The sequence below is a fragment of the Sphingobacterium sp. GVS05A genome (assembly GCF_019969845.1).
Lineage (GTDB): Bacteria > Bacteroidota > Bacteroidia > Sphingobacteriales > Sphingobacteriaceae > Sphingobacterium.
The window spans coordinates 298,381-315,996 of sequence record NZ_JAHXYR010000001.1 but is presented as its reverse complement, the minus strand read 5'-3'; the positions used below and the strand labels follow the sequence as shown (position 1 = coordinate 315,996).

General features: G+C 40.4%; 14 protein-coding genes. 4 read left to right on the top strand and 10 right to left on the bottom strand.

Annotated elements, in window-relative coordinates; translation table 11 throughout:
- Positions 1-22: 22 nt before the first annotated feature.
- A complete protein-coding gene (locus LC454_RS01265) occupies positions 23-1,306 on the bottom strand; it encodes a Gfo/Idh/MocA family protein (protein WP_223578367.1) in 1,284 nt (427 codons plus the stop codon).
- Positions 1,307-1,461: 155 nt separating this feature from the next.
- On the bottom strand, positions 1,462-3,156 hold the full coding sequence (locus LC454_RS01260; RefSeq protein ID WP_223578365.1) for an FAD-binding dehydrogenase: 1,695 nt from the start codon (positions 3,154-3,156) through the stop codon (positions 1,462-1,464).
- A gap of 298 nt (positions 3,157-3,454) precedes the next feature.
- Here LC454_RS01260 and LC454_RS01255 point away from each other — a divergent pair, with 298 nt between their 5' ends.
- Positions 3,455-4,438, top strand: coding sequence for an aldo/keto reductase (locus LC454_RS01255; RefSeq protein ID WP_223578356.1), 984 nt, complete (start codon positions 3,455-3,457; stop codon positions 4,436-4,438).
- A 196-nt stretch (positions 4,439-4,634) separates the two neighbouring features.
- On the opposite strand, the gene LC454_RS01250 is transcribed toward LC454_RS01255, so the two are convergent.
- From LC454_RS01250 to LC454_RS01240, 3 genes are read right to left on the bottom strand one after another with little or no spacing between them, the layout of a single operon-like run.
- Complete coding sequence (locus LC454_RS01250) at positions 4,635-5,618, bottom strand: Gfo/Idh/MocA family protein (protein ID WP_223578354.1); 984 nt, start codon at positions 5,616-5,618, stop codon at positions 4,635-4,637.
- Between the two features lie 40 nt (positions 5,619-5,658).
- A complete protein-coding gene (locus LC454_RS01245) occupies positions 5,659-6,141 on the bottom strand; it encodes a YdeI/OmpD-associated family protein (RefSeq protein WP_223578352.1) in 483 nt (160 codons plus the stop codon).
- A gap of 30 nt (positions 6,142-6,171) precedes the next feature.
- Positions 6,172-7,131, bottom strand: a complete 960-nt coding sequence (locus tag LC454_RS01240; protein WP_223578350.1) for an aldo/keto reductase — start codon at positions 7,129-7,131, stop codon at positions 6,172-6,174.
- A gap of 235 nt (positions 7,132-7,366) precedes the next feature.
- Between LC454_RS01240 and LC454_RS01235 the strand changes: the two genes are divergently transcribed.
- From LC454_RS01235 to LC454_RS01225, 3 genes are all read left to right on the top strand, one after another.
- A complete protein-coding gene (locus LC454_RS01235; protein ID WP_223578348.1) occupies positions 7,367-8,407 on the top strand; it encodes a sensor histidine kinase in 1,041 nt (346 codons plus the stop codon).
- Complete coding sequence (locus LC454_RS01230; protein ID WP_223578339.1) at positions 8,397-9,122, top strand: LytR/AlgR family response regulator transcription factor; 726 nt, start codon at positions 8,397-8,399, stop codon at positions 9,120-9,122. Before LC454_RS01235 ends, LC454_RS01230 begins: the two co-directional genes overlap by 11 nt.
- Before the next feature lie 125 nt (positions 9,123-9,247).
- On the top strand, positions 9,248-11,773 hold the full coding sequence (locus LC454_RS01225; RefSeq protein WP_223578337.1) for a TonB-dependent receptor domain-containing protein: 2,526 nt from the start codon (positions 9,248-9,250) through the stop codon (positions 11,771-11,773).
- A 91-nt stretch (positions 11,774-11,864) separates the two neighbouring features.
- On the opposite strand, the gene LC454_RS01220 is transcribed toward LC454_RS01225, so the two are convergent.
- From LC454_RS01220 to LC454_RS01200, 5 genes are all read right to left on the bottom strand, one after another.
- Positions 11,865-12,575, bottom strand: coding sequence for an HAD hydrolase-like protein (locus tag LC454_RS01220; RefSeq protein ID WP_223578335.1), 711 nt, complete (start codon positions 12,573-12,575; stop codon positions 11,865-11,867).
- Positions 12,576-12,676: 101 nt separating this feature from the next.
- On the bottom strand, positions 12,677-13,126 hold the full coding sequence (locus tag LC454_RS01215; protein WP_223578333.1) for a hypothetical protein: 450 nt from the start codon (positions 13,124-13,126) through the stop codon (positions 12,677-12,679).
- A gap of 54 nt (positions 13,127-13,180) precedes the next feature.
- Positions 13,181-13,747 (bottom strand): Crp/Fnr family transcriptional regulator, encoded by a 567-nt coding sequence (locus LC454_RS01210; protein ID WP_223578331.1) that lies wholly within the window; start codon positions 13,745-13,747, stop codon positions 13,181-13,183.
- Positions 13,748-13,926: 179 nt separating this feature from the next.
- Complete coding sequence (locus LC454_RS01205) at positions 13,927-15,513, bottom strand: glycoside hydrolase family 16 protein (protein WP_223578329.1); 1,587 nt, start codon at positions 15,511-15,513, stop codon at positions 13,927-13,929.
- Between the two features lie 560 nt (positions 15,514-16,073).
- The gene (locus tag LC454_RS01200; protein WP_223578327.1) at positions 16,074-17,597 is read right to left on the bottom strand and encodes a hypothetical protein; all 1,524 of its coding nucleotides are present in this window, start codon (positions 17,595-17,597) and stop codon (positions 16,074-16,076) included.
- Positions 17,598-17,616: the final 19 nt, after the last annotated feature.

Sequence of the window (17,616 nt, the reverse complement as noted above, 5' to 3'; positions counted from 1 at the left end):
TTTGATACATCTGGGCACAACATTATACCTTAGGCATACTATACCCATTTTGATAACTTTTAGCCAAGTAACGATCTGCCTCCCTATCATTGAAAGTTCGCTTATTTTTATCCCAAAACAATTTTTTCTTGCTACGATAAGCAATATTTCCCATTTGAGAGAAAATGGCAATATGGGCACCCGCTTCGATCGGCGCATGAAGTCCTTCACTGGATTTATTTCGAACTGCCGTTATAAAATTGACCATATGTTTATCGAGCCCATTATCTTTTGAAGGTTGAAAAGCAACAGCTTCCATACGTCCTTTTTCAGGAATAACCTCCCAGCCTTCACGATTAACGACCAACGTACCGTTGTTACCGATAAAAGCGACACCATGTGTTTTTTGATAGGGACCAAGATCTATTCCTGTTGCCTGTTCCCATTGGACATTGAATCCATCAAACTCATACACTGTTGTTAAACTATCCGGTGTTTCGGCTGCATCATCGGGATAAGCAAACTTCCCTCCGGCAGCCATAATGGATACCGGATCAGAAACCTTCATCCCGATCAAGGCATAATCCAACATATGGACTCCCCAATCTGTCATCAAGCCACCAGCGTAGTCCCAATACCACCTAAAATTGAAATGAAAACGATTGGGATTGAAAGCCCGTTTTGGAGCTGGTCCCAGCCACTTGTCATAATGAACACCCGCAGGAACGGCGGCATCTGCCAACACAGGAATACTCTTCATCCAACCTTGATAAGCCCAAGCTTTGACCAAACGGATTTTACCCAGTTTTCCACCATGTACAAATGCCATTGCATCTCTGAAATGCTGTTGACTACGTTGCCATTGCCCCACCTGTACAACACGGTTATATTTTTTCGCAGCAGCAACCATGACTTCACATTCCCGAATGGAGTTTCCAATAGGTTTTTCAACATATACGTCCTTGCCTGCTGCAACAGCATCTACCATCTGCAAGCAATGCCAATGGTCGGGTGTGGCTATGATAACAACATCCACATCAGTTGCTTTAAGCAAATCTTTATAATCAATATAGGTTTTGACTGTAATATTTCGTTTTTTTAATTCCTCCACTCGGTTGCTGAGTATATTTTCATCTACGTCACAAAGTGCTGTACATTGGACACCGGGGACTTTCAATATCGCATTTAGATTGGACCAGCCCATACCGTTTACACCAATCAGTCCAACACGAATAAGTTCAGATTGAAAACCGAAAACACGTGTATTCGCAAATAATGTTGAGGCAGTAAGAATCCCTGCATTACGGATAAAATCTTTTCTTTTCATTGCTTAGTTTGGTTTATTTTGATTTTGCTCTACTATCTTTTTAGTAAAGACGATTCATGCAGCACTTTCCCTAGAAATAACTAATATAAGATTTAATCTTGAAGATTAGGCAAAATAACGACAATCCATGTGTCATCGTTAAGGTTTTGAAGGCATTAACGAGAAACTACTGGGTTTTGGCGATGGGCTTTACCAGCAATATGTTTTCCCGCTTTCATCCCAGAAAAAATACAACCACCCAAAAATGTCCCTTCCAGTGCTCTGTACCCGTGCATACCACCGCCTCCAAAACCTGCCACCTCACCAACTGCATACAATCCTTCAATAGTATCATCATCCATCGTCAAAACCTGCGCATCAAGATTGGTTTTAAGCCCGCCCAACGTCTTACGCGTCAGCACATGGAGCCGTACGGCAATCAATGGTCCATTCTTTGGGTCCAATATCTTATGCGGAGCCGAAACCCGGCCTAATCTATCACCAAGATATTTCCGCGTACTACGGATATAATTGACCTGCGTGTCTTTAGAGAATTTGTTATCCAATTGCCGATCTCTTGCTACGATCTGTGATTTAATAGATTCATAATTTAACAGATCATCGCCAGACAGGAGGTTCATTTTGCGTACCAATTCCGACAATGTATCTGATACGATAAAATCGACTCCATTCTCCTTAAACGCTTCAACTGGACCTGGGGCCTTTTTACCAAAAATTCGTTTGAGGAAAAGTTTATAGTCCCTATTGGTGATATCTGGGTTTTGTTCGGAACCGGAAAGTGCAAATTCTTTTTTGATGATTTTTTGTGTCAGAATAAACCATGAATATGAATACCCACTATCTTGGATATGCTTTAGGGTACCTAAGGTGTCAAACCCTGGTAAGAATGGTGCTGGAAGTCTATTTCCTTTTGCGTCAAACCAAAGTGAGGAGGGGCCGGGCAGGATACGGATACCATGATTGGGCCAAATCGGATTCCAGTTCTGGATACCTTCTGTATAATGCCACATACGGTCTTTATTGATCGTGTGTGCCCCGACTTCTTCGGCTATACCGATCATCTTTCCATCCACATAGGCTGGAACTCCTGAGATCATCTGTGCTGGTGCTTTTCCCAATCGTTCAGGCCAATTCTTCCGGACCAGCTCATGGTTGGCTCCAAGTCCACCCGAAGCTATGATAACATCTGGGGCACGGTACTCAAATGTGTCGATGACATTTCTATTGGTCGCTGCCCCCCTTTGCTGAGCATCAGCTTCTAAAATATCGCCGAACACTCCTGTTACAGTGTTATTTTCCGTTATTAGCTTCGTCACGCGATGCCTAAATTTAAATTGTAATAGCCCGCTTTTTTCGGCAGCATAAGCTTTTTCTATAAATGGCCTGACCACCCCTGTTCCGGTTCCCCAACTCACATGGAACCTGGGAACCGAATTGCCATGACCAGAAGCACTGCCATCTCCGCGTTCAGCCCAGCCTACCATAAACATAAATTTAACACCTAGCTTGGTCACATACGCGTATTTCTCGCCAGCAGCAAATTTTAGGTAGGCTTCCGCCCATTGACGGGGCCAATAATCTTCGGTTCGATCAAATCCTGCGGTCCCCAACCAGTCTTGCTGCGCCAGCTCCAGGGAGTCTTTGATTCCCATGCGGCGTTGCTGTGGTGAATTGATAAGAAATAGACCTCCAAATGACCAAAAAGCCTGTCCTCCAATATTTTCTTCAGTTTCCTGATCCAGTAAAAGCACCTTCTTTCCAGCATTGGTAATTTCCATTGCCGCAGTTAATCCCGCCAGACCAGTCCCTATAATGATGGCATCAGGTTTAAATTGTTGTTCTATCCGCATATGTTTATATCAATGGATTCGATTTTCTTTACGGCTTCTTGTACGTAAGTTCATTTTTGGTTCCCTTAAATTTACCTTTTCTCTTCTGATGTACAAAGAGAAATAAAATTCAACCTGTGAAAAAGGAATACAAACTATAATTAAAATTATACACAAATACAATTTAACTTATTTTAATGATAGAAAATACTATTCTACCTTTGCTGCATCACAAACTCAAATAATAATATTGAGTAAGTCACTCCTTTTTGATTTGATGAAAATATTCAGAGGGTAACAAAAGTTAAAATAACAAAATATGGAATACAGAAAATTAGGAAAAACAGATTTAGAACTTTCAGCAATTACCTATGGTGCTTTCGCCATTGGTGGAAATATGTGGGGTGGTAATGAGAAAAAAGACTCTATCGAGTCTGTTAAGGCTTCCATCGATCATGGAGTTACCACCTTAGATACAGCTCCTTTCTACGGCTTCGGTTTAAGTGAGGAGATGATAGGCGAAGCGATAAAGGGTTACGATAGGTCTAAAATTCAGTTGTTGACCAAATTTGGGTTGGTATGGGACGGAAGTAATCAAGGTAAAGGTGAATCTTTCTTTGATGCTGAGGAAAAGGGCAAAACTATCCCTGTTTACAGGTATGCCTCCAAAGCTAGTGTGATCAAAGAAGTCGAAGACAGCCTAAAACGCCTGCAAACGGACTATATAGACTTATTGCAAATCCATTGGCCAGACAGTACCACAGCCATTGCTGAAACAATGGAAGCCTTAGATCTGCTTTTACAGCAGGGAAAAATTCGTGCAGCGGGTGTAAGCAACTATAGTGTCGAACAAGTTTCTGAAGCTCAGAATTCGATCCAAATCGCGAGCAATCAGGTCGGTTACAGCATGTTAAACCGAGGTATTGAGCAAGATCTTGTACCTTATGCGCAACAGCATGATTTGGGCATTATTGTTTACAGCCCGATGGAACGTGGCCTGCTTACAGGCAAATATTTTAATGAAGGTAAATTGAAAGAAAATGATCACCGCAACGGCTACTTTCAGCAATTTGATCTCAAAAAGGTAAAAACTTTCTTAGATACCATTAGTCCGGTGGCATCTGATAAGGGCGTCAGTCTTTCACAACTTGTGTTACGCTGGACCAGTCTACAACCGGCAGTCACTGTTGTATTGGCAGGTGCCAGAAATGCTGAACAGGCTATAGCAAATGCAGAAGCTACAGCAATCGACCTCACAATAGACGAGCTATCATTTATCAATACTGCCTTGTCTAAGATTTAGATATAGACATAAAAAAATTACTCCTATAACAGTACTCTCCTTCAGGATTGTTCTGTTATAAGAGTTGAAAATTCAATATTGTAACTGTCCTTTGGCTAAATACTGACCACCATTAGGCTTCATTTTCGACCCACCATAGCATAGGAATCGACACTTAATAAACATTGAAATCTATCGCTAGCCTACCACTAGTCACTTATTTTATTTCAGCAAAACAATCAATGATTTTCATAAGAGTCAGCGCTTCCTCCATCGAAGCAGGGTTTGGCCCATTACCTTCAAAAAAGGCAACTGTACTCGCGATCATTGGATATTGTATATGCTCAGGATGATCAAATACGAATTCTTTTTCTCCCTGATCGGATCTTAATAGGATGGAATTGCCAAATATCGAAAAGGTGATTTTTCCCTGGCTACCTACAATTTCACAGCAATCTATGTTATCTTCTGATCGGACATTAAAACACCAGCTCCCGTTAAAGATGATCTGATTCTCAAACACTATGGTTCCAGTTGTTTGATCAGCAACATCACTTGCAGCATCCTGAATTTGGCTAAATCCATTATAGGAAATAGGTGCACCAAAGAAATACAGCATTAGATCCAATTGATGTGGTGCAAGATCAAAAAAATATCCACCACCCGATATCGCTGGGTCTGTACGCCAGTCTGCTGCACCTTTAGTCACCAATTCCGGTGCCCGGCTCTGCCATAATCGAAGTTGAACGGTTCGGATAGCACCTATCTGTCCTGCCTCTAGCAATTCTTTAACTTTGAGAAACAAGGGTAATTGTCTTCGGTAATGCGCAACGACGAGCTTGCCACTTGTTTTTCTAACAGCCTCTAACAATAATGCGGCTTCATCCGCATTTAATGTAACAGGTTTCTCCACATAAACATTCTTTCCGGCTTCTAGCGCCTTCAATACATAGTCATAATGCGAAGACGGTGGAGTCGCAATATAAATCGCATTCAATGCCGGATTGTCCAACAAGTCCTCGACCTTCGAATACCAATGGGCAACTTGGTGTCTCCGAGCATAATCGGCGGCTTTTGTGGCGTCTCTGCGCATGACAGCAAGTAATTGACTATCTTTAACCTTATTGAATGCCGGTCCGCTCTTTTTCTCTGTCACATCACCGCAGCCAATGATCCCCCATCTTACCTTTGTATTTTCCATTCTATTTTTTATGATCTAATCTTCCAATAAATCTTTTTTATCATGGTTTTTCGCGCCCAATAAATCGATTGTTACCAAGCAAAAATCCAATTGCTTTTTCAATATTTTTACGCCGGCTGTCGTCGGTCTTTAAAAAAGAAATATAGCGGATAATCTCTTTTCTTTTTGATGGTGCTAAACGGTCAAAGACAGTTTTGGCTGCTTCATTTTCTGCCAATGCCTGCTCAAGTTCGGGGTGCGGAACCAAGCTTCGCTCCGTCGGATCAAAAACAACGGATAATTCCAAGATTTCACCAATTCGTTTAGGTGAATTAGGCAAGATCTCCGTATTGATATACAGTCGCCACGCTCCCTGATAACGCAACAAAGTCTTTTTGTAATCTTTCCCATTTACCGTTCCTTTAATAGGTATATATCCCTTGTTGACCCCAGCTTCTTCAAAGAGTAGATGCAATACATCATCTGGGACAAAAACAAAGGGATTGATTCCAATTAGTTCAAGTTTAGCTTTAAAAACCGACATAGGCGTTGAAATTTAACATCCAGCAAAAAATTAAGTTGTAGCAAGAATATGTGCTATCTGATTGAGTTCCGAAGTACTAAAGCTCAAATTGTCGAGCGATTTTAACGAATCAGTTAATTGTTCACTGTTTCGTGCTCCGACCAAAACCGAAGTCAGGCGTTCGTCTTTCAATAACCATGCAATTGCCATTTGAGCCAGCGATTGTCCGCGTTGCAATGCAATTTCGTTCAAAGCAGACAATTTTGTTATCAGTTCGGGTGTAATTGCAGTACTCTTTAAAAAATGTTCTTTTGAGGCCCGAGACTCGGTTGGAATATTACCTTTTAAATATTTATTGGTCAGTAATCCCTGTGCCAAGGGAGAGAAAGCAATCATACCCACCCCCTCTTCATCCAACACGTCCAACAGCCCATCCTCTGGGTTACGCACCAACATCGAGTACTTCGGTTGATGGATCAGACAAGGGCATCTAAGATCCTGTAATATAGCAATTGCTTTCTTTGCTAAATCCGCAGGGTAGTTTGATAAACCGACATAGAGGGCTTTCCCCTGTCTTACAATATCACTTAATGCACCCATCGTTTCTTCGAGTGGTGTGTGCGGGTCAGGTCTGTGATGATAGAAAATATCAATATAGTCTAGTTTTAGACGTTTTAAGCTCTGATGAAGGCTTGCCATCAAATATTTACGGCTTCCCCAATCGCCATAAGGGCCATTCCACATGGTGTATCCCGCTTTGGTCGACAACAAAAGTTCGTCCCGATGTCCTACAAAATCTGAGCTCAGTATAGCGCCAAAATTTTGCTCCGCACTACCGGGAGGTGGGCCATAATTATTGGCGAGGTCAAAATGTGTGATACCGTTGTCAAAAGCCGTACGTAGGGTCTGCCTAAACACTTCTTTCTGATCGATATCACCAAAATTTTGCCACAGACCAAGGGAAATAGCTGGAAGCTGGATCCCACTTTTTCCACATCGCCTGTAAGGCATTATATTATATCGGTTTGGATTGAATGTCACGTTATCAAGTTTAGGTATGCAAAATACAAAACTATTTTGAAGAGTCTATGCAATTGCAACGGTCAATCTAATCGAAATATTTCGATACGAAACAATTTGAATTAAAATTTATACCAGTCCACTCAACAGATACCATGCTAGTATCACAAATATTTTTATATTTTTGACTATAGTCCAATAATAGCACAACTTTAAGAACGTCCCCATGATCAGTAGATTCTTTAGAAAATTCTATTTACATATTGCGATATGGATCATTCTGCTCTTACTCCCTTTTATTACTTATCTCTATCAACCTGATAAAATCGCTGATTTTAAAATCTATTCGGCACTATCCCATCTGGCCAATATCATCTTTCTGGCAAGCAATTTTTATCTGCATTGTTACGTTGTCGCACCGCGGTATTTCTTTAGCCGTCGAAAGTTTTTTGTCGTCTTCATCGCGCTAGGCTTTGTAGCCTATGTCCTGCTCAATTATGCAATCGTCTATTTCAATCCCAATGGAGAATTAGCTCATTTCAAAAAGGAGAACATACTATTTGTGCGACTCGTTGTAGGCCCGGGGATTATCTACTCACTTTGTATAATCACCTCGTCCATGATCTTTCTTTATAATGAACAGGCGAGACAAAAAGAACTTAATAAACAAATTGCCTTAGAAAAGACAACTGCCGAACTGACTATATTGAAACTTCAGATCAGTCCACATTTTTTATTCAATACGCTCAACAATATTCGTTGGCTGATCCGCAAACAGTCACCCGACTCCGAGGGGACAATAGTCAAGCTCTCCGAAATGCTGCGCTACATCCTTTATGAAGTGGATGGACCGAAGGTCGAACTTTTCAAAGAAATTGATCATATGCGTAATTTCATTGCTTTACAGACATTAAGGCTTCCCATTGCGGGTGAAGTTGATCTAAAAATAGAAAGCACCCTCAAGAATAGAATGATCCCACCGTTATTATTTATTCATTTTGTAGAAAATGCTTTCAAATATGGAGTAGATAGTAAAAATAACCCTTACATACAGTTTCAATTCGTAGATATTCCTGGTGGGCTTATTTTTAAATCGGTCAATAAAATATTACAATATACCGAGCACCGGCCAAATGAAGGCATCGGATTGACGAATGTGAAACGACGATTACAGTTGCTTTATCCCAATCGCCATGAGCTCAAAATCAAAAGGACAGCAGACGACTATTTTGAAGTTGCACTCAGATTAATGACAGATGAAGATTAAATGTATACTCATTGACGACGAACCATTCGCGCTTAATTTGCTGGAGGACGATCTGTTGAGTTTTGACCAAATTGAAATTCTACAGAAATTTCATGCCCCTGTAGATGTTGTTGACTACCTGAAGAACCATTCGGTAGATCTCATTTTTCTAGACATCCAGATGCCGGAACAACTAGGAACACAATTTGTCAGGGATCTGGAAGATCCACCGTTAATCATATTCACAACAGCCTATCATCAATATGCTGTTGAGGGATTTGAATTAAATGCAGTAGACTATCTTTTGAAGCCTATTTCAAAAGAACGGCTCACGGCTGCGATTCGAAAAGTAGCAGATATTATGACACTACGCAATAAACACGTTGTTGAAAAAGACCATATTGTCGTGCATGTGGAATATAAAAAAACCAAAATCTTTCTCCAGGAAATCAGTTATATTGAAGGTTTAAAAGATTATGTAAAAATCTATTTGGTTGACCGGCCAGTTCCACTGCTAACCCGAAGTAATTTACGTGGTATGGAAAAATTGTTGCCAACAGGCAACTTCCTCCGAATACACAATTCCTTTATCGTCAACAAAAATAGGATCGAACATTGCACAGTTGCAAAACTTGCATTACCTGAAGTGGAACTGCCGATTGGCAAAAAATATGTCAAAAATATGGAGCAGTTTCAGACAAAAGGGCCAGCGAGCAAAGATAACGGCATTCGATAACGGCCATTCGTCTACACATTAGGCCCGTCGGTCTACAGATAATTGTGTAGAATAAAAATCATTTACAAATTTGCTTGGGGTCAATTTGTCCAACACCGGCTATTGATCCGTATAGCAAAGAAAAAATGAAAAAAATTATAGCAGCACTCTTATTGGCAACCGCTGTTGCCTCATCACATGCCCAAACAGCTCCCAGTGGCCGTCCCAGCAATTTCGCTGTCGCTGAAGGCAAACTTTCCGGTCAACTGATAGACCTTCAGGGCAAACCAATCGCACAGGCTTCTGTCAATCTGCTACGGGTGATCCATGATCAGTCTACGGGCAAAGAGCGGGAAATCTTATTCAAAAGCACGAGTTCGCTTGAAAATGGAAAATTTAGTTTTACAGCACTATCCACCAAAGACAAATGGAAGTTAAAAATAAGCTCAGTAGGTTACACCGCTAAAGATATTGCAGTCGAGTATGGATCTGACAGCAAAGTTTTGGATAAAGATCTCGGTGCTATTACATTGGAAAATGATAATCGAAAGCTAGACGAAGTAACGGTCACTGGTCGTAAAGCTTTACTTGAAATGGATATCGACAAAAAGGTATATAATGTAGAAAAGAATATTGTAGCAGCAGGTGGTACAGCTATTGATGTCATGCGCAATATGCCTTCTGTGCAAGTTGATATTGATGGGAATGTCAAACTACGAAATGCCGCTCCGACAATTTTTGTAGATGGCAAACCGACAACACTAACGCCAGACCAAATACCTGCTGACGTCATCGAAAAGATTGAAATCATCACCAACCCCTCTGCCAAATACGATGCCTCGGGAAGTATGGCCGGAATTTTAAATATTATCCTCAAAAAGAATAAAAAAACAGGTTACAATGGTATGGTTACCCTTGGAGCAGATCGCTTCGGTGGAACCAATTTTATGGGAAGTCTCAATTTGCGTCAAAACAAATTCAATATATCCCTTACGGGAATGAATATGCGTATGCGGACAAATACCGAAGGTGATAGCTATCGGTCCAGTACAATTGATGGTGTTAGCTCTATCGTTAACCAGGATATCGAAGGCAAAACCAAGGGAATGATCAGCTTTGGAAGACTCGGGTTAGACTATGACCTTAGTCCGCGCACGACCGTATCTGTTGCTGGAATCTTTGTCGAAGGTAAATTTCGTCCCAATGAAAACACAATGATAACGACGGAATCGCAAGGCAACAGCAATAGAATTTCAGAATCCGAACGTAGTTTCAAACCAAGGGGTTTACAGGCAGGCCTTGTTCAGAAATTCAAAACCGAAGGGGAAGAATTGACCGCTGACTTCAATTATTTCGGTGGAACAAACAAATCTAATGGCACTTACACCACCAATTATTTAGATAACAGTGGAATTATTGGTTCACAGATCCAAAAGAACATTGGATCTGGCGACAATAAATTTATGACCGTACAAGCAGATTATGTTAAACCATTCAAAAATGGGATGAAACTTGAGACGGGAGTTCGCGCGCAAATCAACAAGCTCAAAAACCTGAATAGCAACACCCTTAAAGCCCGCGATGAAGATGAATATAAAGATATCAGTGCTGCGTCAGCCAATTACGACAATAAGAATACAGTCTATGCGGCTTATGCTTCACTTGGTGGCAACCTTAAAGATTGGGTATCTTATAAAATTGGTTTACGTGTCGAGAATTCCACCTATGACGGTGAACTAATCAATACAAACCAAAAATTCCACAACAACTATCCGGTCAGTCTCTTTCCTTCACTTTTCCTGAGCAAGAAACTGACGGAGAAAGATCAGCTACAGATGAGTGTCACCCGTCGTGTGAATCGCCCCAACTTCTTTCAGTTAATTCCATTTGTTGACTATACAGACAGCTTAAATATTACACGTGGTAATCCGGACCTCGTCCCAGAGTTTACAACGTCAGGCGAATTGTCTTATAGCCGGACACATGGTAAAGGGACCTTCCTGGCTTCGGTTTATTACAAATATACCACGAACCTGATCACCAGATACCTCACACAGGAACTCAATCCCATTACGAACAAAATGGATTTCATCAACACTTACATTAATGCGAATTCCAGCAAGAACTATGGGGCAGAGTTCACCTACACCAATAATTTAAAAAAATGGTGGGATCTGACAGCAGACCTCAATTTCTACAATTCAAAAATTGAAATAGATGACAAGACACCATCGGAAGGTATGTGGACCGTGTTTGGAAAATTGAATAATACGTTCAATTTGAAAAAGAACTGGAACCTTCAGCTCGCATTTGAATATCAAGGAAAAACAAATATGCCGGTTACACAAAATCAAACCTTTGGCCCACCGATGAATCAGGCTCAAAGTTCCTCTCAAGGGTACATTAAGCCTTTTTATGGAATCGATTTTGCCATCAAGAAGAGTTTCTTGAAAAACCAGGCTGCTTCCGTGACACTGGCGGTAAACGATATCTTCAGAACCCGCGGAAATACCATAGTATCTTCGGGTGATGGTTTCTACCAAGAGTATTATCGTCTCTCCAATCCGCAGCTTGTCAAATTGAACCTATCTTATCGTTTTGGCAAAATGGACATGAACATGTTCAAGAAAAACAAAAATCAAAATTCCATGGAAGGTATGCAGATGCAATAGACACTTGCATTTAAACGATATATTAAAGCAGAAAGAGACCGATTGGATGGTCTCTTTCTGCTTTATTTCATTTTATACGATCTTAATTTCATTAAACCACCTGACTTGGGATATTGTATTTTTCTATAATAGGTACAATTTCAAGTAGATCATCAATCACGTAATCCGGATTAGCTGATTTTAGCTGATTAGCATGATGGGCTCCTGTCGTAATGCCAATGATTAAAGCACAACCAGCATTCTGACCCTCCTTTATATCAATAATCGAGTCCCCTATTTTCACCACACCTGTGGGATCCGTTATTGCAAAATTTGCTCTTGCAAGATCGATCATATCCGGATAAGGTCTATTCTTAGGCACATCGGATGCAGTAATCAATGCATCAATATCTTGGCCTACAACCCAATTAAGCTTTTTCAAAAGGGATTCCGCCGTTTTGCGATCATATCCCGTATTTAATACCCGAAGTATATTCATCTCTTTCAAAATCGCAAAAAGTTCATTGGCATTTGAATTCGGATAAATGTCTGCTACTTCATAGGCGTTTTCAAGTGCTTGCAAAAATGATTGGAACATCTGCTCAGCCAATTGATCGTCAACTATATTGAGGCAATTTTTTAGTACAGTCTTAATGGCCTGTAACTTTTCTTTGCCTGCTCCGTGCTCCAACACTTCTGTCAACGTAAGTTGATAACCACCAATGTGATTTATCACCTGTTGAAGTGTCTTGTAAACTATATTATCCTCATTTACAGTAGTACCTGCCATATCAAATACCACCATCTTGATCGCTTCTCTCATTTATTCGCTATTAAATGTTTAGCAAAAATAAAATATTGTTAAATAAAACTAAACTTTTCAATATTAACTTATTGCTATCTTTAAGTTAAGAGGAGCGCAAATTAACGTAGCGCAAAATAATAAGTCCAGCCGATCAGCAACAGTTGAAATGGAATTCTAAACCACAGATAGCCTGGGCCTTTTCCATCAAAAGTCGCAGTTTCATAGTTCAGATGCCTCATACTCGCATATATATTTGTCGGTAGTATCAGTATAAAAAAGACAATTAAAAGCATCCCTGTAAGACGACTTAAAGATGGTATAAATAAACCGAAGGCCCCCATGACCTCCAATAGTCCGGTCATATAAATCATTTCTTTTTTTAATGGGATAAAATCAGGAAGCATCAACACCATGCCTTTTGTGTAGATGAGGTGCCCAAGGGAGGTAAACAATAATGTGGCAGCAAGGGCTATTTTTCCAGCCAAATGGTAATCCATATCGCCCTTATACTGTCGTATAACTAAATTGCTGATGAGAAATACTGTAATTAAAACAAAAAGTGGTTTCATAATCTTTTTTATTCAAAGTTATGGGCCTTTCTATTCCCTATCAATGAACAATTGTTAATAAATTTCCTTCCGGATTCTGCTTAGCGATTGTGGTCTAATCCCAATATAAGATGCCAAGTATTTAAGGGGGATATTTTTAATTAACTCAGGCTGTTCCCGCACGAGATTGACATACCTCGTTTTAGCTGAATCTTCGAGTAAGGTAAATTCACGTTTCATTTTCTTCAAAAAGATATCTTCGATAGCCTTTCGTCCGATAAAATTCCCCACCTCTGTCGTTTTATACACGGTATTCAGATCATCATAAGATATCCGCCATAAGACACAATCTGTAATCGCTTCAAGATTATAGGACGATGCAGTTTGGGTCAGGAATGAATCATAGGCACTCACAAAGGAGTTTTCAAAGGCAAAACCAAATGTAAAATCGTAATCTAATTTTGGAATATTGAACCGAACAATTCCTTTTTCAATAAAAGATAGATAGCGCTCCGTTTTGCCCATTTCCAGAATCAGTGATCTTTTCGGAAAAACTGCCTTGGTAAGCATTGAAGAAAAAATATCCCAGTCCTCTGCCTCCATAGTAATGAGCGAGTCAAAGTAATTCTTGATTTTATCCATTCTATCCATATTTTAAAACAAGATAAAAACTTCTGGTCAAACAAGAGAAACCACGATCTTATTATCTAAAAAGCCAATGTTTGAAACAGGCATAATCAAAAAAGTGGAGATCTAAAAAAAGATATTCATCTACATGGAGCCATATTTCCATAATTATGGTAGGATAAGTTTCAGTTATTCTATTTCTTCTTTACTGTGATATTATCTAAATATATGGTCTCTTTACCAGTGTTCGTAAAAGCTATTCGCACTATTTTTTTATTTGGCTTGATTTCCTGACCAGTCACAAAATTAATTTCTTGTTTTTTACCTTTCTTACCCAACTCCAGTGTCTGTTGCTTTAGATTCGACAGTTCTCCGGTCACAACCTTCACATCGTCTACTGCTACGGCTATACCGCCACCCCTGCCCCAATACCTAAGGTTAAATTGTTGCGCTGGGTCCAGATAAATGTATTGTTCTATCTTTTTTCCTTGAGCAAGTACAAGAGCCTTACTTCCCTTTTCACCTATGCCCTCCTCAATCGTACCTTCTCCTTCCCAGGGTTTGAGACCAGCTTTTCCCTCAAAATCGGGATTAGGGAGCTCATTTCCATCACGCAAAGGCCAGTTATAGGCACGGATATAATCGACCTCCATATTTACCCCACCTTCGGAACCGTATGCGCCTAAAAACACATTCATAAAATGGTTGGGTGAGTAGATTTGATTCTTATTGTTGTATTCTTTAATTAAATCACCATTGATATAGTGCTTAATACTCGTTGGAGTCCACAACACACCATGGGTAACCCACTGGCCTACATGCTCATAGCCTTCGGCAATATGTGTGGCAAGATTACGTTGAAATACCCCTTTCGCATCGACATGTCCGTGGATGACAAATTGAGCCGTGATATATTCAAACACATCTATTTCAAACAATTGGCCTTTTGGACGTATTCCTTTTATTCCATCAACCTCGGCTCCCTCTTGAAGATAGTAACGAATATCTGGTCCTGGTGAATCAAACCAAAATGCAGTATTTGTTCCTTTCGGGTTACCTTGACGATTGCGGCGTACTTTTACCTCAAAATAACCACCTTTACTATTGTCCAACAGGTTTTCATTCGTTTTCCAGTCATAGGTCTGAATGGACGAAATCTTTTGGTTTCCACCTTCTGTAAAGATTCGCTTTGGGATGGTATCGTTCACATAGAGGTTAATTGCGGATCCGTCAAGCGTATAGGCCGGCTGGGGTAATTGATCCTGCAACATTTCCTGCTTTGACTTTTCATTTAGATAATTCAATGAGGAGAAATAATTGGTGGTCCATTTATTCCGGTTTAAAAGTCGATCATTAAACTCGTCCTGCCAAAAAATTTCCATACCGACAGGAACAACAGCTGAACTTGGATTTCTTTTCTCTTCCTCGAGCTCGGTGTCATCCAAAGTCCAACTTTTAGAGGTATAGGACTTCCCTTGCGCCAAAGGCTTGCCAGCTGCAGATTCCACCCAAACATAATAGGTTGTCTCGGGATCAACCTGCTGGATATAATAGCGTTTGGTACGCTCCGCCAGTACCGCATTGGCAACAGCAGGCTTCCTATGCGTCTTTGACCAGAACAGCCTGGCACCCGAAAGATCGTTCCTTCCATCTTTCATATCAAGTCGTATCCAACTTCTTGTTCCCAACAATCGTAATGGTGCATCGGACTTGGCCGTTTGCGCTGACAATAATAGAACCGACAACATTTGAGCTGCCGCCAGTGATATATATTTTTTCACTTTATCTTATTTAAGTACTCATTTACTATAGCAATACGATAATAATGAGAATTATTAGCATTGGCAACTCCGATCAAAACGCAACCGTTTGTTTAATTTAGCAACACAAAGACGTAAATTCCATAGTACATTTCTACAAAAATGTCAGTGGCTCGCTATCCGCGTAGTACATGGAACTAGACGGACATGGAAAGATATGCAAGATTTCTGCCCATTATAAGGGCATGTAATTAAAAATAAATCGCTACAGGACGGCCTGTAGCGATTTATTCGCTTAGTTTAACGTGATACTGATAGCTTGCTTCTTTAAAATCGTTTTTTGAATTGTCGTTCCACCTTGTTGTTTCAAAACAAGGAACTCTTGTTTGCCTCTCCGAACTACTTCAATATCAAACACACGGTCAAAGGCTCTTATGCGCGTAAATCGCATATACTTCCATTCAATCCTATTTCCTTTCAATAACGTCTATTTTTTTGAATTTTGAGCTAACGATGAACTCCCCTGCAGTAGGCTAATTGCAACAACACCCCAATAGTATAATTTAGTTTTCATGATTTATCTATAATTGAGTCGTTACACTGTATTGCCTATCTCCTATAATCTTCACTACGATATAGCTGTAGGTAATGCCATTTTTCTGGCCGATGCTACTTTTAGTCTTCTTACCATTACAATAGAGATAAGGATGACTTCCCGGAAAACCAGCCTGCCAATACTGTACCGCTTCTCCTCCTGTGTAAGACAAGATCGTTTCCGATACAGCACGTTGCTCCACAGTATACATTCCCCGGCCAATCTTGACATTCGACACCTTCACTCGGCCAAGTTCTTTTGGAAGATGGGAGCAGGTTTCTATAGCGTAACCTTTTTTCCCGGGATTAACGCCCATCATATCCTGTACAACATTACTGATCAGCACAAAAGAAACCTCTGGGTAATCGCCATTGTTACCAGTCAATGTTGCCATGGCATGCACTGTATTAATTTTTGAAATAATGTATTTCAACCATTTCCAGCCACGCTCATTCTGCCCATATTTAAAAAATAACTCCGGCACATAGGTAATTGCTTCTATATTTTCGGGCAATCCTTCTTTGGAGCCAAGCTGCTCATCGATATAATTCAAATACTTTAGATGTCTGTCCGATCGTGGGTCTGTAATTTCTTTCAAGGGAAGAAACCAAGAATTCTCCTTTCCCCAACCAGCAACAGGGAGGTTATTCTTATCGTAGCCCCGATTATACAATTCTTTATTATCGACTATCCCCCATTCCTTATTAAAATAGTTCCACAATGCTTTGGCCTTTTCGTTATAGATCCTGGCCTGGGCGTTCTCGCCACTTAATTCTGACAGCTTAGCGAAAGCCATATAAGCCTGATATTGACTCCCGATACCATCGCCTGCTTCAATCAAAGTCTGGTCACGATGTTCATTATAGGTGGCGGTACCTTTGAAGATATTGCCCGAGCCATCACTCTCAGCAACACCGTTCGGGTTTTTAAGATCATGCGCTAGCACGAAGTCACTGACAGCTTTGGCATTGAATTGTCTTAATGCGGAGTCAGTCAGATAACGTTGATCTTTGGTCCAGTCATAGAGCTGAGCATTCTTTTCAACGAGTTCAAAAACAGCTGGAATTTCTCGCACAAAGTTATCGTCATTTTTATAATCTAAGGTGTAAGGTGTCCCATCAAAATTAATAGCCCATAAAGGGAACCATTTTCGGCTAGGGGTAGCACTCGCGGCAAAAGCACGGAGCATAGTGAAATTTTCAGCTTCCAGTCCTAATAAATGAGCTCCAATCGCTTGATGACAAAAATCACGTGAATAGAACGCAGTACGCAAAGGATAGCCTGCCCAGTAGCTAGGTAAATAAGAAACGGTTGCTGACTCTTGGTTTTTCTGATGGATATTGACTGGGCCTCTTTTTCCTGTAACAACAAAAGACCGCGCTTTCTGCTTTGCCCACACAAAGATTTCGTTTAGCTCTTTATGATCTGTATCAATGGAAATATCATTTTTTTGCGCGAATAAACTTACAAAAAATAGGGTCTGCAGCGCGAGTAATAGGATCGCTTTCATAAGGATTAGCTTTTAATGA

Coding starts and splice junctions, on each gene's coding strand:
- LC454_RS01230 (WP_223578339.1), top strand. CDS start 8,397: ATGAAGATTAAATGTATACTCATTGACGACGAACCATTCGCGCTTAAT.
- LC454_RS01260 (WP_223578365.1), bottom strand. CDS start 3,156: ATGCGGATAGAACAACAATTTAAACCTGATGCCATCATTATAGGGACT.
- LC454_RS01250 (WP_223578354.1), bottom strand. CDS start 5,618: ATGGAAAATACAAAGGTAAGATGGGGGATCATTGGCTGCGGTGATGTG.
- LC454_RS01215 (WP_223578333.1), bottom strand. CDS start 13,126: ATGAAACCACTTTTTGTTTTAATTACAGTATTTCTCATCAGCAATTTA.
- LC454_RS01255 (WP_223578356.1), top strand. CDS start 3,455: ATGGAATACAGAAAATTAGGAAAAACAGATTTAGAACTTTCAGCAATT.
- LC454_RS01200 (WP_223578327.1), bottom strand. CDS start 17,597: ATGAAAGCGATCCTATTACTCGCGCTGCAGACCCTATTTTTTGTAAGT.
- LC454_RS01220 (WP_223578335.1), bottom strand. CDS start 12,575: ATGAGAGAAGCGATCAAGATGGTGGTATTTGATATGGCAGGTACTACT.
- LC454_RS01265 (WP_223578367.1), bottom strand. CDS start 1,306: ATGAAAAGAAAAGATTTTATCCGTAATGCAGGGATTCTTACTGCCTCA.
- LC454_RS01240 (WP_223578350.1), bottom strand. CDS start 7,131: ATGCCTTACAGGCGATGTGGAAAAAGTGGGATCCAGCTTCCAGCTATT.
- LC454_RS01235 (WP_223578348.1), top strand. CDS start 7,367: ATGATCAGTAGATTCTTTAGAAAATTCTATTTACATATTGCGATATGG.
- LC454_RS01245 (WP_223578352.1), bottom strand. CDS start 6,141: ATGTCGGTTTTTAAAGCTAAACTTGAACTAATTGGAATCAATCCCTTT.
- LC454_RS01210 (WP_223578331.1), bottom strand. CDS start 13,747: ATGGATAAAATCAAGAATTACTTTGACTCGCTCATTACTATGGAGGCA.
- LC454_RS01225 (WP_223578337.1), top strand. CDS start 9,248: ATGAAAAAAATTATAGCAGCACTCTTATTGGCAACCGCTGTTGCCTCA.